Here is a 17,744-nt window from a genome sequence, read left to right on the forward strand (position 1 = left end):
TAATGGCACAGTGCCTTGTCATAGGTAAAACCCAAGCCAAAAAACTTCAGTCCAGCAAATCCAGCTGCAGATGCTCGGCCACCGCTTCGACTGTCACCGACTTGAGTTTCGGCACCCGCCCCAGGCACGGTGCGGGAATGCGCTCGGCCAGCGTCGCGAGGTTCTCTTCCAGGCGCGAGGTCTTCGGATCAATGATGTTGGCCACCCACCCTGCCAACTGCAAACCATCCCGTGCAATCGCCTCAGCCGTCAGCAATGCATGATTGATGCAGCCCAGGCGCACGCCGACCACCAGGATCACCGGCAGGTCCAGTGCCATTGCCAGATCCGACAGATTGTCCTGATCCGCCAACGGCACTCGCCAGCCGCCAGCACCTTCGATCAACGTGAAGTCCGCCTGCATATCGAGAATCTGCCGCATCGGTGTCAACAGGGATTGCACGGTCAACGCAACGCCAGCCTCCCGCGCCGCCAGATGCGGTGCGATCGCCGGCTCGAAGGCAACTGGATTGACCTGATCGTAAGTCAACGGTATCGAGCACTCGGCCAACAGTGCCAGCGCATCGGCGTTGCGCAATCCCTTGGGCGTCAGCTCGCAACCGGAGGCCACCGGTTTGCCCGCTGCCGTGCTCAAGCCCGCCAATCGCGCGGCATGCAGCAAACCTGCGGCGACGGTGGTCTTGCCGACATCGGTGTCAGTACCGGTGATGAAATAGGCTGCGCTCATAAGGGTTTCTCCAACACGGCGTAAACCACTTGATAAGTCGCCGGCAGTCCCTGTGCCTGACGAAATTGCTCGTAAGCCTCGATCAGGCCGAGGATCCGTGCCCTGCCGGTCAAACCGCCCGGCCGACCGGGGTTCAGGTTATGCGCCCCAAGCGCTTTCAGCTCATGGGTCAGGCTGCGGACATCGGGGTAATGCAACACATGCGGATGTGTTTCGAGGCTTACGACCTTCAAGCCGCTGCCCGCGCAAAGCTGTTGGTAAACAGCGAACTCGCGGAAGCGGTTGACGTGCACCATGCCATCCACCTGACGCCAACTGTCGCGCAATTCGTACAGCGTGCCTACACACAGACTAGCAAACGCGAAAATACCGCCCGGCTTCAGCACCTGATACGCTTCATTGAGTACCGAGGCGAAATCCGCGCACCATTGCACCGCCAGGCTGGAGAAGACCAGGTCGCAGGTCGAATCCTGCAACGGCAAGCGTTCGGCATCGCCGGCGATGAAATGTGTAGCTCCGCCCAAAGGTCGGGCGTGATTGAGCATGCCTTCTGCGATGTCCAACGCCACTCCGGCGCTTGCAGGAAACTTGCCCCCCAAGGCTCGGCTGAAATATCCGGTGCCGCAGCCCATATCCAGCCAACGAGCGGGGACAAAATCTTCTGGCAACCGACGCAACAACTCGCTGCCAACGTCGCGCTGCAATTCGGCCACGCTGTCGTAGCTCGCCGCCGCACGGGAAAAGGACGCCGCCACCTGGCGTTTGTCGGGCAAGCCGCCGGGCAGGTTGGGAAGGGATAAATCAGTCATCACCGAACTCATGCAAAAAGGCCTGAATCGCCCCCGCCACACCGTGGGGGTCCTCCAGAAGAAACGCGTGGCTAGCCTGTTCAATCAGACCGATTTCGACATCCGGCAGCAGCGCCAACAAATCACCCGCCGCTTCGGCCGGGACCAGCCCGTCGAGGCCGCCAAACAAGTGCAATTGCGGGCCACGAAACGCCTGCAACGCTTGCCGGGTATCCAGTTGTGCGAGCAACTCCAGGCCGCTCATCAGTACTGGCGAAGATGTATGCGGTGCGCCAGCGAGCAAGAGCCGCGACAGCCCGCGCGGGTCTTCGGCACCTTGGGCGCACAGCAGCGAGAAGCGTTTCAACGTCATGCGCGGGTCAGCCTTGCAGCCGGCCAGAAACGCATCGAAGGTCTCGCCAGGCATCGCGCTTGGCCATTGCTCATGGGCGACAAAAGAAGGGTTGCTCGCCAGGGTCAGCAAGCCGCAGCAGCGGTCACCACGTCGAGCCGCCAATTCGGACGCCAGCATGCCGCCCAATGACCAGCCACCGAGCCAGGCATCCTGTGGCAACGTCGAGTCCAACTCATCGAGCCATTCTTCAAGGTCGCTCGATTCCAGTTCCGGCAGTGGCTCGATCTCGACGCGCAGGTGCTCATCCAGGCCCTGCAAGGCGGCCGCCAAGGGTTCCAGCGGCGATATCCCGAGGCCCCAGCCCGGCAGCAGAATCAGACGATCACGCATGGCTTGGCTCCGGTCCCAGTTGTTGAAAACAATCTGCCAGTCCATTTAACAGTAGCTGTACCTGCGTCTCGCTGTGAGCGGCGGTCAGGGTTACGCGCAAGCGTGCGCTGCCCGCGGGCACGGTCGGGGGACGGATCGCGGTCACCATCAGACCGCGCTCGCGCAGCATCTGCGACAAGCGAACCGCGCGCCCGGCATCGCCAATCATGATCGGCTGGATCGGCGTGAAGCTGTCCATCAATTCCAGGCCAATCTGTTCGGCGCCCTGGCGGAACTGGCGAATCAGCGTTTGCAGATGCTCACGTCGCCAGTGTTCGCTGCGCAACAGCTCCAGGCTTTTCAGCGTTGCGCAGGCCAGCGCCGGCGGTTGGCTGGTGGTGTAGATGTAAGGGCGAGCGAACTGGATCAGGCTTTCGATCAGCTCTTCACTGCCAGCGACAAAAGCACCGGCCGTACCGAAAGCCTTGCCGAGGGTGCCGACCAGCACCGGCACGTCTTCCTGGCTCAGACCGAAATGTTCGACGATCCCGCCGCCATTGGCGCCCAGCGGACCAAAGCCGTGCGCGTCATCAACCATCAGCCACGCGCCTTTGGCCTTGGCTTCCCGGGCCAGCGCCGGCAGGTCGGCGATGTCGCCGTCCATGCTGAACACACCGTCGGTGACTACCAGCATATTGCCGGTGGCCTTCTCGAGTCGTTTGGCCAGACTCGTCGCGTCGTTATGCAGATAACGATTGAAACGCGCACCGGACAGCAGCCCGGCATCCAGCAACGACGCGTGATTGAGCCGGTCTTCCAGCACCGTATCGCCCTGCCCGACCAGTGCGGTGACCGCGCCGAGGTTGGCCATGTAACCGGTGGTGAACAGCAGCGCTCGCGGCCGGCCGGTGAACTCGGCGAGGGCTTCTTCCAGTGCGTGATGCGGGCCGCTGTGGCCGATCACCAGATGCGAAGCGCCACCACCCACGCCCCAACGTGACGCGCCGGCGCGCCAGGCTTCGATCACTTGCGGGTGATTGGCCAGGCCCAGGTAATCGTTGTTACAGAACGCCAGCAACGGCTGGCCGTCGACCACCACTTCCGGGCCCTGAGGGCTTTCGAGCAGCGGGCGCTGGCGATAAAGGTTTTCGGCACGACGGGCAGCAAGGCGCGCGCTGAGATCGAAAGACATGCAGGCCTCGAAGGTCAGATGTGGGGAGCTGTCCTGACTTGTCTGGAGACCGAGTCACGGCCATCGCGGGCAAGCCACGCTCCCACAGGTTGAGCGCGGTTAATGTGGGAGCGGGTTTGCTCGCGAAAGCGGTAGCCCAGTCGACATAAATGTTGAATGTCAGGCCGTCTTCGCGAGCAAGCCCGCTCCCACATTCGATTTGTGCTGGATCAGACAGCAGCGTTATAGAACTGCTCGCTGCTCTTCTGCTCCACCAGTGCCTGTTCGATGGCGGCCTGATGTACTTCGTCGGCGTGCTCTTCACGGGCTTCCGGCAGGATGCCCAAACGCGAGAACAGTTGCATGTCCTTGTCCGCTTGCGGGTTGGCGGTGGTCAGCAGTTTTTCGCCGTAGAAAATCGAGTTGGCACCGGCAAAGAAGGCCAGGGCCTGCATCTGCTCGTTCATCGCTTCGCGACCGGCGGACAGGCGCACGTGGGATTTCGGCATCAGGATGCGGGCGACAGCGAGCATGCGGATGAAGTCGAACGGGTCGACGTCGTCGGCATTTTCCAGCGGCGTACCGGCGACTTTCACCAGCATGTTGATCGGCACCGACTCTGGATGCTCGGGCAGGTTGGCCAGCTGGATCAGCAGGTTGGCGCGGTCGTCGAGGGACTCGCCCATGCCGAGAATGCCGCCGGAGCAAATCTTCATCCCCGAATCACGCACATAAGCCAGGGTTTGCAGACGTTCGCTGTAAGTACGTGTAGTGATGATGCTGCCGTAGAACTCCGGCGAGGTATCGAGGTTGTGGTTGTAGTAGTCCAGGCCGGCTTCGGCCAGGGCGACGGTCTGGTCCTGATCCAGACGACCGAGGGTCATGCAGGTTTCCAGGCCCATGGCTTTCACGCCCTTGACCATCTGCAGCACGTACGGCATGTCTTTGGCCGACGGGTGTTTCCACGCCGCGCCCATGCAGAAACGGGTCGAACCGATGGCCTTGGCGCGCGCGGCCTCTTCGAGGACCTTCTGCACTTCCATCAGTTTTTCTTTTTCCAGGCCAGTGTTGTAGTGGCCCGACTGCGGACAATATTTGCAATCTTCAGGGCACGCACCGGTCTTGATCGACAACAGCGTCGAGACCTGAACGCGGTTGGCGTCGAAATGCGCGCGGTGCACCGTCTGCGCCTGGAACAGCAGGTCATTGAATGGCTGAACGAAGAGTGCTTTGACTTCGGCCAAAGACCAGTCATGACGCAGGGTTGCAGTGGTGCTGGCGCTCATGGGCGTTTCCTTGTTTATGCTTGGCAAGCGGCTGGGGAATGGAATACCCACAGACGCGACACGGATGTTCGGCATATTTAAGGAAGAGTCATGCGCTGTCAACCACGATACGAAGGACAGGTTTACATCTGGTTAAAAAACAAACAATTCTGTTTGCTCTGCGCAGAAGCCGCGGACGACACCACGCCGATCTGCATGGCCTGCGAAACCGAGTTGCCCTGGCTGGGCGAGCACTGCCAAACCTGCGCCCTGCCCTTACCCACCACGGGCCTGACATGTGGCCAATGCCTGAAACAACCGCCAGCCTTCAAGCGAGTCGCCGCGCCCTGGACTTACAGCTTTCCCGTCGACAGTTTGATCACCCGCTTCAAGCACAACGCGAAGTGGCCGTTTGGCCGCCTGCTCGCCGAACTTCTCGCTCAGTTCCTGCAACATCGCTTCGATGAAGATCTGGATCGGCCCGATGCGCTGATACCGGTACCGCTGGCCTCCAAACGTCTGCGCCAGCGGGGGTTCAACCAGGCAGCGATGCTCGCCCGCTGGCTCAGCGCCAGCCTCGACATCCCTTGCGATGAAACGCTGTTGCGCAGGACTCAAGACACCAGCGCCCAACAAGAGCTGAATGCCGACGCACGTAAAAAGAACCTGCGCCACGCCTTTGCCCTGGCGCCCGAGGCTTCGATCAAGGGCCGCCATTTCGCATTGGTGGATGATGTGCTGACCACCGGCGCCACCGCCCAGGCCCTGGCCAGCCTGTTGATGGAGGCGGGCGCCACGCGGGTCGACGTCTACTGCCTGGCTCGTACCCCCAAACCTGGCGATGGGGCCTGACTTGACTCCCGCGCGCCAAGCCGCCAACGTCCCCCCATCGCCACAGATCAAAGCGCCTTGCCATGTCCTTGCCTACGTTATTGTCCCAGCACATTGTCCGTCGCCCGCAGCGCATCGCGTTGCTGCAACACATCGCCGAACAAGGCTCGATCACCCGCGCTGCGAAAAGCGCAGGCCTGAGTTACAAAGCAGCGTGGGACGCCATCGATGAGCTGAATAATCTTGCGCAAAAACCGTTGGTAGAGCGTAGCGTCGGCGGCAAGGGCGGTGGTGGCGCCAGACTGAGCAGCGAAGGCGAACGCGTGTTGCGCCTGTATCAAAAGCTGCAAGCCTTGCAGACTCAGGTGCTGGAAGCTGCCGAAGAAGCCAGTGACCTGGACCTGCTCGGTCGACTGATGCTCAGAACCAGCGCACGCAATCAACTGCACGGCAAGGTCGTGGCGATCGATGCACAGGGGCGCAACGACCGAATCAGTCTTGAACTGGCCGAAGGCTTGCGTATCGACGCACAGATCACCCACGACAGCACCCTGCGCCTGGAACTGCAAACCGGCACCGAGGTGGTTGCACTGATCAAGGCCGGTTGGCTGGAGCTGCTGGGCATCGATCAAACCGTAACGCCCGGCAACAATTGTTTGAAGGGCACGATTGAAGAAATCCTCGACGCCGACGACGGCCCCAGCGAAGTGCGCATCGGCTTGCCCAATGGCCAGACACTCTGCGCCCTGGCCGAGCCACTGCACCTGAAAACCCTCGCGCTTGCCGCAGGCAAAGCGGTGCTGGTGCAATTCGCACCGTCCAACATCCTGCTGGGCACACCGCTCTAGATCAGACGCTACGCAACCCTGTAGCAGCTGCCGAAGGCTGCGTTCGATCGCGAAGCGGTCGTAAACCGGATGGCGACTGCTGCGCAGCCGAACGCAACCTTCGGCAGCTGCTACAAAATCAATGCAGTGGCTGCAACAAAACCTTCATCGACCACCATTAAGGTGACTGCAAAAACCCGCAGGGAGCCTGATGTGAGCCTATTAGAAGACAACCAACCCACCGACCTCGAAAAGATGGTCGGCCTCAGCCGTCGTGGCTTCATCAGCGCTGGCGCCCTCTGCGGGGCAGCGATGTTTCTCGGTGGTAACCTGCTGAGCCGCAGCGTGCTGGCCGCCAGTGTCAGCGCCGGCTCCAGCAAACTGTTGGGTTTCGACAGTATTGCCGCCGCCACGACTGACGCCATCACCCTGCCGCCGGGCTACAAATCCTCGGTACTGATCAGCTGGGGCCAGCCACTGCAAAAGAATGGCCCGGCGTTCGACCCGAGCGGCAACGGCACGGCCCAGGCGCAGGAAGTCCAGTTTGGCGACAACAACGACGGCATGAGCCTGTTCGAGTTCCCCGGCGAACACGACCGGGCGCTGATGGCGATCAACAACGAATACACCAACTACCGCTACCTCTACCCCCACGGCGGCATGCCGCAATCGGCGGAAGATGTGCGCAAGGCCCTGGCCTGTGAAGGCGTGTCGGTGATCGAAGTACAGCGCAAGAACGGCCAGTGGCAGTTCGTCCAGGGCTCACGCTACAACCGGCGCATTCACGGTAACGCGCCGTTGCGCCTGAGCGGTCCGGCGGCCGGTCACGAGCTGATGAAAACCAGCGCCGACAAACACGGCAAGAAAGTCCTCGGCACCTTCCAGAATTGCGCCAACGGCAAGACGCCATGGGGCACTTATCTGACCTGCGAAGAGAACTTCACCGACTGCTTCGGCAGCAGCAATGCCGAGCAGAAGTTCGACGCCGCGCAGAAACGCTACGGCGCGGTGGCGGCCAGCAAAGAGATCAACTGGCATCAACACGACCCGCGCTTCGACCTGGCGAAGAACCCCAACGAACTCAATCGTCATGGCTGGGTGGTGGAAATCGACCCGTTCGATCCGCAGTCGACGCCGGTCAAACGCACCGCGCTGGGCCGCTTCAAACATGAAAACGCCGCCCTGGCCGAAACCAACGACGGTCGCGCCGTGGTGTACATGGGCGACGACGAACGTGGCGAATTCATCTATAAATTCGTCAGTCGCGACAAGATCAACCACAAAAACCCCAAAGCCAACCGCGACCTGCTGGATCACGGCACGTTGTACGTGGCGCGTTTCGACACAGGCGATGGCAACACCGATCACCCGAAGGGCCAGGGCCAGTGGATCGAACTGACTCACGGCAAGAACGGCATCGATGCCAGCAGCGGTTTTGCCGATCAGGCCCAAGTGCTGATTCATGCACGCCTCGCAGCCAGCGTTGCGAGCGCCACGCGCATGGACCGCCCGGAATGGATCGTCGTCAGCCCCAAGGATGGCCAGGTTTATTGCACCCTGACCAACAACGCCAAACGCGGCGAAGAAGGCCAACCGGTGGGCGGGCCGAACCCGCGCGAGAAGAACGTCTACGGGCAGATCCTGCGCTGGCGCACCGACCGCGACGATCACGGCTCGAAAAGCTTTGCCTGGGATCTGTTTGTGGTCGCCGGCAATCCGGGCGTTCACGCGGGTACGCCGAAGGCCGGTTCGTCGAACATCACCCCGCAGAACATGTTCAACAGCCCGGACGGCCTGGGCTTCGACAAGGCCGGGCGCTTGTGGATTCTGACGGATGGCGACTCGAGCAACGCAGGCGACTTCGCGGGCATGGGCAATAACCAGATGCTCTGTGCCGACCCGGTGACTGGCGAGATCCGTCGCTTCATGGTCGGCCCGGTGGGCTGCGAGGTGACGGGGATCAGCTTCTCGCCGGATCAGAAAACCCTGTTTGTCGGGATTCAGCATCCGGGGGAAAACGGCGGGTCGACGTTCCCTGAGCATCTGCCCAACGGCAAGCCGCGGTCTTCGGTGATGGCTATTTCCCGGGAAGATGGCGGGGTCGTCGGCGCCTGATAGGGCCCATTCGCGAGCAAGCCCGCTCCCACAGGTGATCTTCTTTGTGTCACAAATAGTGCGCACACCAAAGATCCCATGTGGGAGCGGGCTTGCTCGCGAAGGCGTCATCCCAGACAACACTTACCTCAACCCCAACCACTAAAGCATCCCCGTCTGCGCTACCATGCTTGGCCGGACGCGGCAGCCTGCTGCGCGCAGGAGTCAGCATGGCCCACCCGTTTGAAACCCTCACCCCAGACCTCGTGCTCGATGCCGTCGAAAGCATCGGCTTTCTCAGCGACGCCCGCATTCTGGCGCTCAACAGCTACGAGAACCGCGTTTATCAGGTTGGCATCGAAGACTCCGAGCCGCTGATCGCCAAGTTTTACCGTCCGCAACGCTGGACCAACGAAGCGATTCTCGAAGAACACCGCTTCACCTTCGAACTCGCCGAGTGCGACATACCGGTCGTCGCGCCTATGGTTCACAACGGTGAAAGCCTGCACGAACACAACGGTTTCCGTTTCACCCTGTTCCCCCGCCGGGGCGGCCGTGCACCGGAGCCGGGCAATCTCGATCAGCTGTATCGCCTGGGCCAACTGCTGGGTCGCCTGCACGCCGTTGGCGCTACCCGACCGTTCGAACACCGTGAAGCGCTGGGGGTAAAAAACTTCGGTCACGACTCACTGACCACCTTGCTTGAAGGCAATTTCGTACCCCGCAGTCTGCTGCCAGCCTACGAGTCCGTGGCCCGCGACCTGCTCAAGCGCGTGGAAGAGGTCTACCAGGCCACCCCGCACCAGAACATCCGCATGCACGGCGATTGCCACCCCGGCAACATGATGTGCCGCGACGAGATGTTCCACATCGTCGATCTCGACGACTGCCGCATGGGCCCGGCGGTGCAGGATATCTGGATGATGTTGGCGGGTGACCGTCAGGAATGTCTGGGGCAGTTGTCGGAATTGATGGACGGCTACAACGAGTTCCATGACTTCAACCCGCGGGAACTGGCGCTGATTGAGCCGCTGCGCGCCTTGCGCCTGATGCACTACAGCGCCTGGCTCGCCCGTCGCTGGGACGATCCTGCCTTCCCTCGCAGCTTTCCGTGGTTTGGCACCGAGCGCTATTGGGGTGATCAAGTGTTGGCGTTGCGTGAGCAATTGGCTGCGCTCAATGAAGAGCCACTGAAACTCTTCTAAACACCACGGCTCCCCATACCAACAGAGATCCAATGTGGGAGCGGGCTTGCTCGCGAATACGGTTTCACATTCAACAGAGATGCTGACTGAATTACCGCTTTCGCGAGCAAGCCCGCTCCCACAAGGTCCGCGACATGTCCCGACAAATCTCCTTACAATCCCCTCTTTGTTAGCTGCCTAAGCAAGGATTCTCATGCAAGCTCCCAACCCGCGTCGCGGGTACATCCTGGGCCTGAGTGCCTACATCATCTGGGGCCTGTTCCCGCTCTACTTCAAAGCCATCGCCAACGTGCCCGCCGTGGAGATCATCATCCACCGAGTGCTTTGGTCCGCGCTGTTCGGCGCCTTGCTGCTGCTCGTCTGGAAGCATCCCGGCTGGTGGCAAGAGCTGCGTGAGAACCCGCGGCGGCTGGCGGTCCTGGCCCTGAGCGGCACGCTGATCGCAGCCAACTGGCTGACCTACGTCTGGGCGGTGAACAACGGACGGATGCTCGAAGCCAGCCTCGGTTACTACATCAACCCGCTGGTAAACGTGCTGTTGGGGATGCTGATCCTCGGCGAACGGCTGCGGCGCATGCAATGGTTGGCGGTTGGCCTGGCAGCGGTCGGTGTCGCGCAGCAAGTGTGGCAAGTCGGCAGTCTGCCCTGGGTGTCGCTGTTGCTGGCCTTGACCTTCGGCTTCTACGGATTGATCCGCAAGCAGGCACCGGTCAAGGCGCTGCCGGGGCTGGTGGTGGAAACCTGGATGCTGGTGCCGATTGCCGTCGCCTGGTTGCTGTTCAACCCGACGGCGACCAGCGCTCAAGCGCAATTCTGGACCACCTCCGAAGCCTGGTGGCTGGTAGCTGCCGGTCCGGTGACGCTAGTGCCACTGGTGTGTTTCAACGCCGCCGCCCGGCACTTGCCCTACACCACCCTCGGATTTCTCCAGTACCTGGCGCCGACGCTGGTGCTGTTACAAGCCGTTCTGCTGTTTGGCGAGCACTTGTCGTCCAGCACATTGGTGGCGTTCATCTTTATCTGGGCGGGTCTGGCGGTTTACAGCGTCGATGCGTGGATAAGTCTGCGCCGCCGCAGCTGATCAAAAAACATACAAAACCCTACAGGACACGTCTGACGTGGCCTGCATTCATCCTTCCCAAGGTTATCCACAGCGTGATCCCCGGCGTTTGTGCGCAAGTCACTGAAACTGCTGGTTTTTTGATCAGATCCTGAAGAGCCCCGGCCGACGTGGCCTGGCAGGGTGTCTCTACAGGTTATCCACAGGCAGGTGCACGTATAACTTGGATAACCTTTTCAAGGTTCGCTGCGCAGCACCAGTTCGACCATCAGATCGTCCGCCAGGGTTTCCAGGCGCGATTGCAGCACCTCCAGAGACAACGTCAGCGGCACCGCGAGAATCGCCTCGGCATGGAACAGTGGCTCGCTGCTCATCGGTGCGGGGCGCACTTCGGTCACCAGCTGCTCCAGGTTCACTCCCTGTTCACTCAGCAACCGCGTAATGTCTCGCACAATACCCGGCCGATCATTGCCCACCAGTTCCATGGCAATCGGCTTCCAGGTACAGGATTGTTCGATGCCACTTTCGGCGATCAACACGCGGATCCCCTGGGCTGACAATCCTTGTAGGGCATCTACCAGTTCATCGTAGGCCTCAGCCGGCACACCCACCCGAAGAATCCCTGCGAACTGGCCGGCCATGCGCGACATGCGACTCTCCAACCAGTTGCCGCCGTGTTCCGCAATGCATTGGGCAATGCGCTCGACCTGCCCGGGCTTGTCTGGAGCGATTACAGTGAGTACGAGATGGTCCATGGCGCAGCCCTCTGGTCATGACTTTTGTTATAGAAAAACAAGTATAGGCAAGGGTGGGGACCACGCTGATTGGTCTGGCGCCATCGCGAGCAGGCTCGCTCCCACAATGTTCTGCGCAGTCCCTGTGGGAGCGAGCCTGCTCGCGATTGGGTCACCACCGATAAACCTGCCAACAAACAAATCGTGTACAAGTTTTTATATTTAACTGGAACAATCTAATAGTTTTTTGAGAACATCCCGCTCCCCGACATGACCGCAATGCGTCATGGGGTCGCAGAACGACGTAATTAGTCTAATTTTCACAACCGCAATTCATCATGTAGTATGCCGCAGCGCGCACTACATAACGTTGGATCGATGTCTGCCGCAGGCGCCGTCGCAACCCTGAAAGCCCTGTCAGCAAGGCCGCAAAGCCGTTGATCGGACCGACCCCAGCCGCCAGCAATGGCATGTACTGGTAGAAGGGTTTGTGGTTTAAATGGCCAGAGGCTTCATTGTTAAATTGAAGAGCTGAAAAGCGAAATAGCTGAGCAGAGTGAGGCAAGCAATGACTGAACACGTTCAAGTCCGTGGCCTGCAGGTCGCCAAAGTCCTGTTCGACTTTGTGAACAACGAAGCCCTTCCCGGAACCGGCCTCACCGCCGACAAGTTCTGGGCCGGTGCCGACAAGGTCATCCATGACCTGGCGCCGAAGAACAAAGCCCTACTCGCCAAACGCGATGATTTCCAGGCACGTATCGATGCCTGGCACCAGGCTCGTGCAGGTGTTGCGCACGATGCGGTGGCCTACAAAGCCTTCCTGCAAGACATCGGTTATCTGCTGCCAGAAGCGGCCGATTTCCAGGCAACGACACAAAACGTCGATGACGAAATCGCCCGCATGGCCGGTCCACAGCTGGTGGTACCGGTGATGAACGCGCGCTTCGCGCTCAACGCCTCGAACGCCCGCTGGGGCTCGTTGTATGACGCGCTCTATGGCACCGACGCCATCAGCGAAGCCGACGGCGCGGAAAAAGGCAAAGGCTACAACAAGGTTCGCGGCGACAAGGTCATCGCCTTCGCCCGCGCCTTCCTCGACGAAGCCGCGCCATTGGCTGCTGGCTCCCACGTCGACTCCACTGGCTACAAGATCGTTGACGGCAAACTGGTCGTCGCCCTCAAAGGCGGCAGTAACACCGGCCTGCGCAACGATGCCCAACTGATCGGTTTCCACGGCGATGTAGCGGCTCCAACCGCGATCCTGCTGAAAAACAACGGCCTGCACTTCGAAATCCAGATCGACGCCAGCACCCCGGTCGGCCAGACCGACGCGGCCGGCGTCAAAGACATCCTGATGGAAGCTGCGCTGACCACCATCATGGACTGCGAAGACTCGGTTGCCGCGGTCGATGCCGATGACAAAGTGGTGATCTACCGCAACTGGCTCGGCCTGATGAAGGGCGATCTGTCGGAAGAAGTCTCCAAGGGCGGCCAGACCTTTACCCGCACCATGAACGCCGACCGCACCTACACTGGCGTCGACGGCAAAGAACTGAGCCTGCACGGTCGTTCGCTGTTGTTCGTGCGCAACGTTGGTCACCTGATGACCATCGATGCGATCCTCGACAAGGACGGCAACGAAGTGCCGGAAGGCATTCTCGACGGCCTGGTGACCTGTCTTGCGGCGATCCATAGCCTCAATGGCAACAGCTTGCGCAAGAACAGCCGTACCGGCTCGGTTTACATTGTGAAACCGAAGATGCATGGCCCGGAAGAAGCCGCGTTCACCAACGAGCTGTTCGGTCGCATCGAAGAAGTCCTCGACCTGCCGCGCAACACCCTCAAGGTCGGGATCATGGACGAGGAGCGCCGTACCACGGTCAACCTCAAGGCCTGCATCAAGGCTGCCAGCGAGCGCGTGGTGTTCATCAACACCGGTTTCCTCGACCGTACGGGCGACGAAATCCACACTTCCATGGAAGCCGGCCCGATGGTGCGCAAGGCGGACATGAAGGCTGAGAAGTGGATCGGCGCCTACGAGAACTGGAACGTCGACATCGGCTTGAGCACCGGCCTGCAAGGTCGTGCCCAGATCGGTAAAGGCATGTGGGCCATGCCGGACCTGATGGCCGCCATGCTGGAACAGAAAATCGCCCACCCGCTGGCTGGCGCCAACACCGCCTGGGTTCCATCGCCGACCGCGGCAGCGCTGCACGCGCTGCATTACCACAAGGTCGACGTGTTCGCCCGTCAGGCCGAACTGGCCAAACGTGCGCGTGCTTCGGTGGACGACATCCTGACCATCCCGCTGGCCGTCAATCCAGACTGGAGCGCGGAACAGATCAAGAATGAACTGGATAACAACGCCCAGGGCATTCTCGGTTACGTGGTGCGCTGGATCGACCAGGGCGTGGGTTGCTCGAAAGTGCCGGACATCAATGACGTCGGCCTGATGGAAGACCGTGCGACGCTGCGTATTTCCAGCCAGCACATCGCCAACTGGCTGCGCCACGGCATCGTCACTGAAGATCAGGTGATGGAAAGCCTCAAGCGCATGGCGCCGGTGGTTGACCGTCAGAATGCCAACGACCCGTTGTACCGGCCGCTGGCACCGAACTTCGACGGCAACATCGCCTTCCAGGCGGCGGTCGAACTGGTGGTCGAAGGCACCAAGCAGCCGAACGGCTACACCGAGCCGGTTCTGCACCGTCGTCGTCGCGAGTTCAAGGCTGCCAATGGCCTTTGAGTAAACGCTGACACCGGACATGAAAAAGCCCTGATCGAAAGATCGGGGCTTTTTTATTTGTGAATACTACTTCTGTGGCGAGGGGGCTTGCCCCCGTTGGGTCGCGAAGCGGCCCCATGCATTTTTTCAGTGAGAATCTACGACTGCTGCGCAGCCGAACGGGGGCAAGCCCCCTCGCCACAGCTGAGATCCGCGCTACACATCCATCCCCAGCTCATGCTTGACCAATTCAAGCAATTTGCCGCTATCGATGGGCTTGAGCAGAAAGTCCACTACGTGCAAGTGCATGGCTTCGATCGCATCCTTCACATCGGCGTCGCCGGAAACGATGATGATCGGCAACGCCGCACGCGCCGACTCCCGCACCTGGCGGATCAGTTCCAGGCCATCGACGTGCCCCATCCGCAGATCGGTAATCACCAGCCCGATCGACGGCTTCGTCTCCAGCAATTTGAGCGCCGTTTCGCCGCTGGCCGCCGTCATGCAGTGAATGCCATCCAGCCCCAGAATTTCCGACAGCAATTCCCTGGAGTCCTTATCGTCATCGACGATCAGCGCCCGCTGCGGCGGCAAGTCTGGTTCCAACATGACTGCACTGAGCGCTTCGCGCTCGGCATCACTCAAAATATCGTGGTCGGACATGGTTTTCTCAACGTTTTCGATTCAATCCCTGACACAGTGGTCAGACATCGCCCAGCTGCACTTCAATGTGCACTTCGTCGGAAATTATTCCTATAGGCAATGTAGGAGGTTTTTCCCACAATTGTGTCAGACATTTCCCTTATTCCGGCCGCGGCACTGCCTACCTAGACTTACGTCCAATGGGCACCCTGCCTTCAGGGGCCGACCATGGCTAGAACGATTCGATAACAACAATTCGAAAAAGACTGCGGTAATGGTTATGAGTAAAGCGGACGCCTTCACCCAGGCAGGGAAAACCGCGGTGTTGCAGAACATCCAGGGCACTTTGCAATTCCTACAGCGCTTCCCGCCGTTCAATCAGATGGAAAACGCCCACTTGGCCTATCTGGTCGAGCAATGTCAGCTGCGTTTTTATGCCCCCGGCGAGAGCATCATCAAACCCGCCGATGGCCCGATTGAGCACTTCTACATCGTCAAACAGGGCCGAGTCGTGGGTGAACGCCCGCACATGGCCAAGGGCGGGACCGAAACCACGTTCGAAATCACCACTGGCGAGTGTTTCCCCCTCGCGGCACTACTGGGGGAACGGGCGACCCGCACCGAACATCTGGCGGCCGAAGATACCTTTTGCCTGCAGCTGAATAAGCTGGCGTTCATCAAACTGTTCGCACTTTCCAGCCCGTTTCGCGACTTTGCCCTACGCGGTGTCAGCAGTTTGCTGGATCAGGTCAATCAACAAGTCCAGCAAAAAGCCGTGGAAACCCTCGGCACCCAATACTCGCTCAATACCCGGCTGGGCGAGTTGGCCATGCGTCATCCGGTAACCTGCAGCCCGATCACCCCCCTGCGTGAAGCCGTGACGTTGATGCACGATCAGCAAGTCGGCAGCATTGTGGTGGTCGATGAGCAAAAGGCGCCGCTGGGCATCTTCACCCTGCGCGACTTGCGACATGTGGTGGCCAACGGCACCAGCGATTTCAATGAGGCCATCGAAGGGCACATGACGCGGGCGCCGTTCTATCTGACGCCAGACCACAGCGCCTTCGACGCCGCGATTGCCATGACCGAGCGGCACATCGCCCATGTCTGCCTGGTCAAGGACCAGCGCCTGTGCGGCGTGGTCTCGGAGCGCGACCTGTTTTCCCTGCAACGGGTCGATCTGGTGCACCTGGCACGCACCATTCGCAGTGCCCAGAAGCTGGAAAACCTGGTGGCGATGCGCGGCGAGATCGGCCAATTGGTGGAGCGGATGCTGGCCCACGGCGCGTCCTCGACCCAGATCACCCACATCATCACCCTGCTCAACGACCACACCGTATGCCGGGTGATCGAACTGGTGCTCGCCGAGAAAGGTGACCCTGGCGTGCCGTTCAGTTGGCTGTGTTTCGGCAGCGAAGGCCGCCGCGAGCAGACACTGCACACCGATCAGGACAACGGCATTCTGTTCGAAGCCCGCGACGCGGCCCACGCCGCCGAGATTCGCGGCAAGTTGCTGCCCATCGCCCAGCAGATCAATCAGAACCTGGCGCTGTGCGGCTTCACCCTGTGCAAGGGCAACATCATGGCCGGCAACCCCGAGCTGTGTTTGTCCCGGGCCGAATGGGCGCGACGCTTTGCGGCGTTTATCCGCGAGGCGACACCGGAAAACCTGCTGGGGTCGAGCATCTATTTCGACCTGCGCGTGGTCTGGGGCGACGAGCAAGGCTGCGAGCAGTTGCGCCGTGGGATTCTCGATCAGGTCGGCGACAACCGCTTGTTCCAGCGGATGATGGCCGAGAACGCCCTGCGCAACCGTCCCCCCGTAGGACGTTTCCGCGAATTCGTGCTGGCGCGCAAGAATGGCGAGAAAGCCACTCTCGACCTGAAACTCCAGGGCTTGACCCCTTTCGTCGATGGCGCTCGAGTGCTGGCCCTGGCCCACGGCATCGACGCCAACAATACCCTGGAGCGCTTTCGTCAATTGGTGGCCAAAGAGGTCATCGAACGGCTGGACGGCGCAGCCTATGAGGAGGCGTATCACTTCATCCAGCAAACCCGCATGCAGCAACATCAGCTACAGACCCGGGAGAATTTGCCCTACTCCAACCGCGTCGATCCTGACAGCCTCAATCATCTGGACCGACGCATCCTGCGTGAATCCCTGCGCCAGGCCCAACGCCTGCAAAGCAGCCTGACCCTGCGGTATCAGCTATGAGCCTGTTTTCATGGCTGCGGCCGGTAAACCCCATTTTGTCCGGCGAACTGCACCAACGTCTGGAGCGCTTGCCTGCCGTGGCCGAACTGGGCGATTGCAGCCTGCGCGAGCAACGCTGGGTGGTACTCGACCTGGAAACCACCGGCCTGAACTTGAATAAAGACCGGCTGCTGTCCATCGGCGCGGTGGTGATCGAGGACGGGGCGATTGATTTCAGCCAGCAGTTCGAGCGCACGCTGCAATGCACCGAACTCAAACTCGGCCCCAGCGTGTTGATTCACGGTCTGGGCCCGAGCGCCATTGCCGCCGGCAGCGACCCCGCGCAGGCCTTGCTGGAATTCATGGAATTCGTCGGCGACAGTCCGGTGTTGGCCTTTCATGCGCCGTTCGACCAGCACATGCTTGGACGCGCGCTCAAAGAGCATCTGGGTTACAAGTTGCAGCATCCGTTTCTGGATGTAGCGGACATCGCGCCTCTGCTTTGCCCCCAGGCGCACGTTCGTGAAGCCGGGCTGGACGAGTGGATCGACTGGTTCAAGCTGGAGGTCTTCGAGCGGCATAACGCCAGTGCCGATGCGCTGGCGACGGCGGAACTGATGCTGATTTTGTTCAGCCGTGCGCGACAGCAGCAGATTCATAGTCCGTTGAACCTGCAACAGCGGCTGAGTCAGTGGAAGCGACGGCGGCAAGCGCCGTCTTTCTAGGCTTCACAAATCTCTGTGGCGAGGGAGCTTGC

At 60.6% G+C, this 17,744-nt stretch carries 15 protein-coding genes; 8 read left to right on the forward strand and 7 right to left on the reverse strand.

Annotation, left to right across the window (positions count from 1 at the left end; genetic code table 11):
* Nucleotides 1-46: 46 nt before the first annotated feature.
* The 5 genes from bioD to bioB all read right to left on the reverse strand — a co-directional run bounded on the left by bioD (nucleotide 47) and on the right by bioB (nucleotide 4,696).
* Nucleotides 47-727, reverse strand: coding sequence for a dethiobiotin synthase (gene bioD / locus ACA044_RS28045; protein WP_497444167.1), 681 nt, complete (start codon nucleotides 725-727; stop codon nucleotides 47-49).
* Nucleotides 724-1,536: a malonyl-ACP O-methyltransferase BioC gene (gene bioC, locus ACA044_RS28050; RefSeq protein WP_497444168.1), complete on the reverse strand. Its 813-nt coding sequence runs from the start codon at nucleotides 1,534-1,536 to the stop codon at nucleotides 724-726. Before bioC ends, bioD begins: the two co-directional genes overlap by 4 nt.
* Entirely contained in the window at nucleotides 1,529-2,260 is a 732-nt protein-coding gene (locus ACA044_RS28055; protein ID WP_497444169.1) for an alpha/beta fold hydrolase, read from the reverse strand. The genes bioC and ACA044_RS28055 overlap by 8 nt, the downstream gene beginning before the upstream one ends.
* Nucleotides 2,253-3,431: an 8-amino-7-oxononanoate synthase gene (gene bioF, locus ACA044_RS28060; RefSeq protein WP_497444170.1), complete on the reverse strand. Its 1,179-nt coding sequence runs from the start codon at nucleotides 3,429-3,431 to the stop codon at nucleotides 2,253-2,255. Before bioF ends, ACA044_RS28055 begins: the two co-directional genes overlap by 8 nt.
* Before the next feature lie 209 nt (nucleotides 3,432-3,640).
* On the reverse strand, nucleotides 3,641-4,696 hold the full coding sequence (gene bioB / locus ACA044_RS28065) for a biotin synthase BioB (RefSeq protein ID WP_476217609.1): 1,056 nt from the start codon (nucleotides 4,694-4,696) through the stop codon (nucleotides 3,641-3,643).
* 90 nt (nucleotides 4,697-4,786) lie between these two features.
* Here bioB and ACA044_RS28070 point away from each other — a divergent pair, with 90 nt between their 5' ends.
* The 5 genes from ACA044_RS28070 to rarD all read left to right on the forward strand — a co-directional run bounded on the left by ACA044_RS28070 (nucleotide 4,787) and on the right by rarD (nucleotide 10,713).
* Nucleotides 4,787-5,527: a ComF family protein gene (locus ACA044_RS28070; RefSeq protein WP_497444171.1), complete on the forward strand. Its 741-nt coding sequence runs from the start codon at nucleotides 4,787-4,789 to the stop codon at nucleotides 5,525-5,527.
* A gap of 62 nt (nucleotides 5,528-5,589) precedes the next feature.
* Nucleotides 5,590-6,354, forward strand: a complete 765-nt coding sequence (locus ACA044_RS28075) for a TOBE domain-containing protein (RefSeq protein WP_497444172.1) — start codon at nucleotides 5,590-5,592, stop codon at nucleotides 6,352-6,354.
* A gap of 192 nt (nucleotides 6,355-6,546) precedes the next feature.
* Entirely contained in the window at nucleotides 6,547-8,448 is a 1,902-nt protein-coding gene (locus tag ACA044_RS28080; protein ID WP_497444173.1) for a PhoX family protein, read from the forward strand.
* 209 nt (nucleotides 8,449-8,657) lie between these two features.
* On the forward strand, nucleotides 8,658-9,632 hold the full coding sequence (locus ACA044_RS28085) for a serine/threonine protein kinase (protein ID WP_497444174.1): 975 nt from the start codon (nucleotides 8,658-8,660) through the stop codon (nucleotides 9,630-9,632).
* A gap of 193 nt (nucleotides 9,633-9,825) precedes the next feature.
* Nucleotides 9,826-10,713 (forward strand): EamA family transporter RarD, encoded by an 888-nt coding sequence (gene rarD, locus ACA044_RS28090; protein WP_497444175.1) that lies wholly within the window; start codon nucleotides 9,826-9,828, stop codon nucleotides 10,711-10,713.
* 215 nt (nucleotides 10,714-10,928) lie between these two features.
* Here rarD and ACA044_RS28095 read toward each other — a convergent pair whose 3' ends face one another.
* Nucleotides 10,929-11,447: a glycine cleavage system transcriptional repressor gene (locus ACA044_RS28095; RefSeq protein WP_497444176.1), complete on the reverse strand. Its 519-nt coding sequence runs from the start codon at nucleotides 11,445-11,447 to the stop codon at nucleotides 10,929-10,931.
* 547 nt (nucleotides 11,448-11,994) lie between these two features.
* Between ACA044_RS28095 and ACA044_RS28100 the strand changes: the two genes are divergently transcribed.
* Nucleotides 11,995-14,172: a malate synthase G gene (locus ACA044_RS28100; protein ID WP_497444177.1), complete on the forward strand. Its 2,178-nt coding sequence runs from the start codon at nucleotides 11,995-11,997 to the stop codon at nucleotides 14,170-14,172.
* A 195-nt stretch (nucleotides 14,173-14,367) separates the two neighbouring features.
* Here the strand turns inward: ACA044_RS28100 and ACA044_RS28105 are convergent, their stop codons facing one another.
* A complete protein-coding gene (locus tag ACA044_RS28105) occupies nucleotides 14,368-14,814 on the reverse strand; it encodes a response regulator (protein WP_497444178.1) in 447 nt (148 codons plus the stop codon).
* Nucleotides 14,815-15,067: 253 nt separating this feature from the next.
* Here ACA044_RS28105 and ACA044_RS28110 point away from each other — a divergent pair, with 253 nt between their 5' ends.
* Together ACA044_RS28110 and ACA044_RS28115 are read left to right on the forward strand one after the other, a co-directional pair.
* Complete coding sequence (locus ACA044_RS28110; protein ID WP_497444179.1) at nucleotides 15,068-17,008, forward strand: putative nucleotidyltransferase substrate binding domain-containing protein; 1,941 nt, start codon at nucleotides 15,068-15,070, stop codon at nucleotides 17,006-17,008.
* Nucleotides 17,005-17,712, forward strand: a complete 708-nt coding sequence (locus ACA044_RS28115) for a 3'-5' exonuclease (protein WP_497444180.1) — start codon at nucleotides 17,005-17,007, stop codon at nucleotides 17,710-17,712. The genes ACA044_RS28110 and ACA044_RS28115 overlap by 4 nt, the downstream gene beginning before the upstream one ends.
* Nucleotides 17,713-17,744: the final 32 nt, after the last annotated feature.

Source organism: Pseudomonas sp. LBUM1673 (assembly GCF_059695645.1).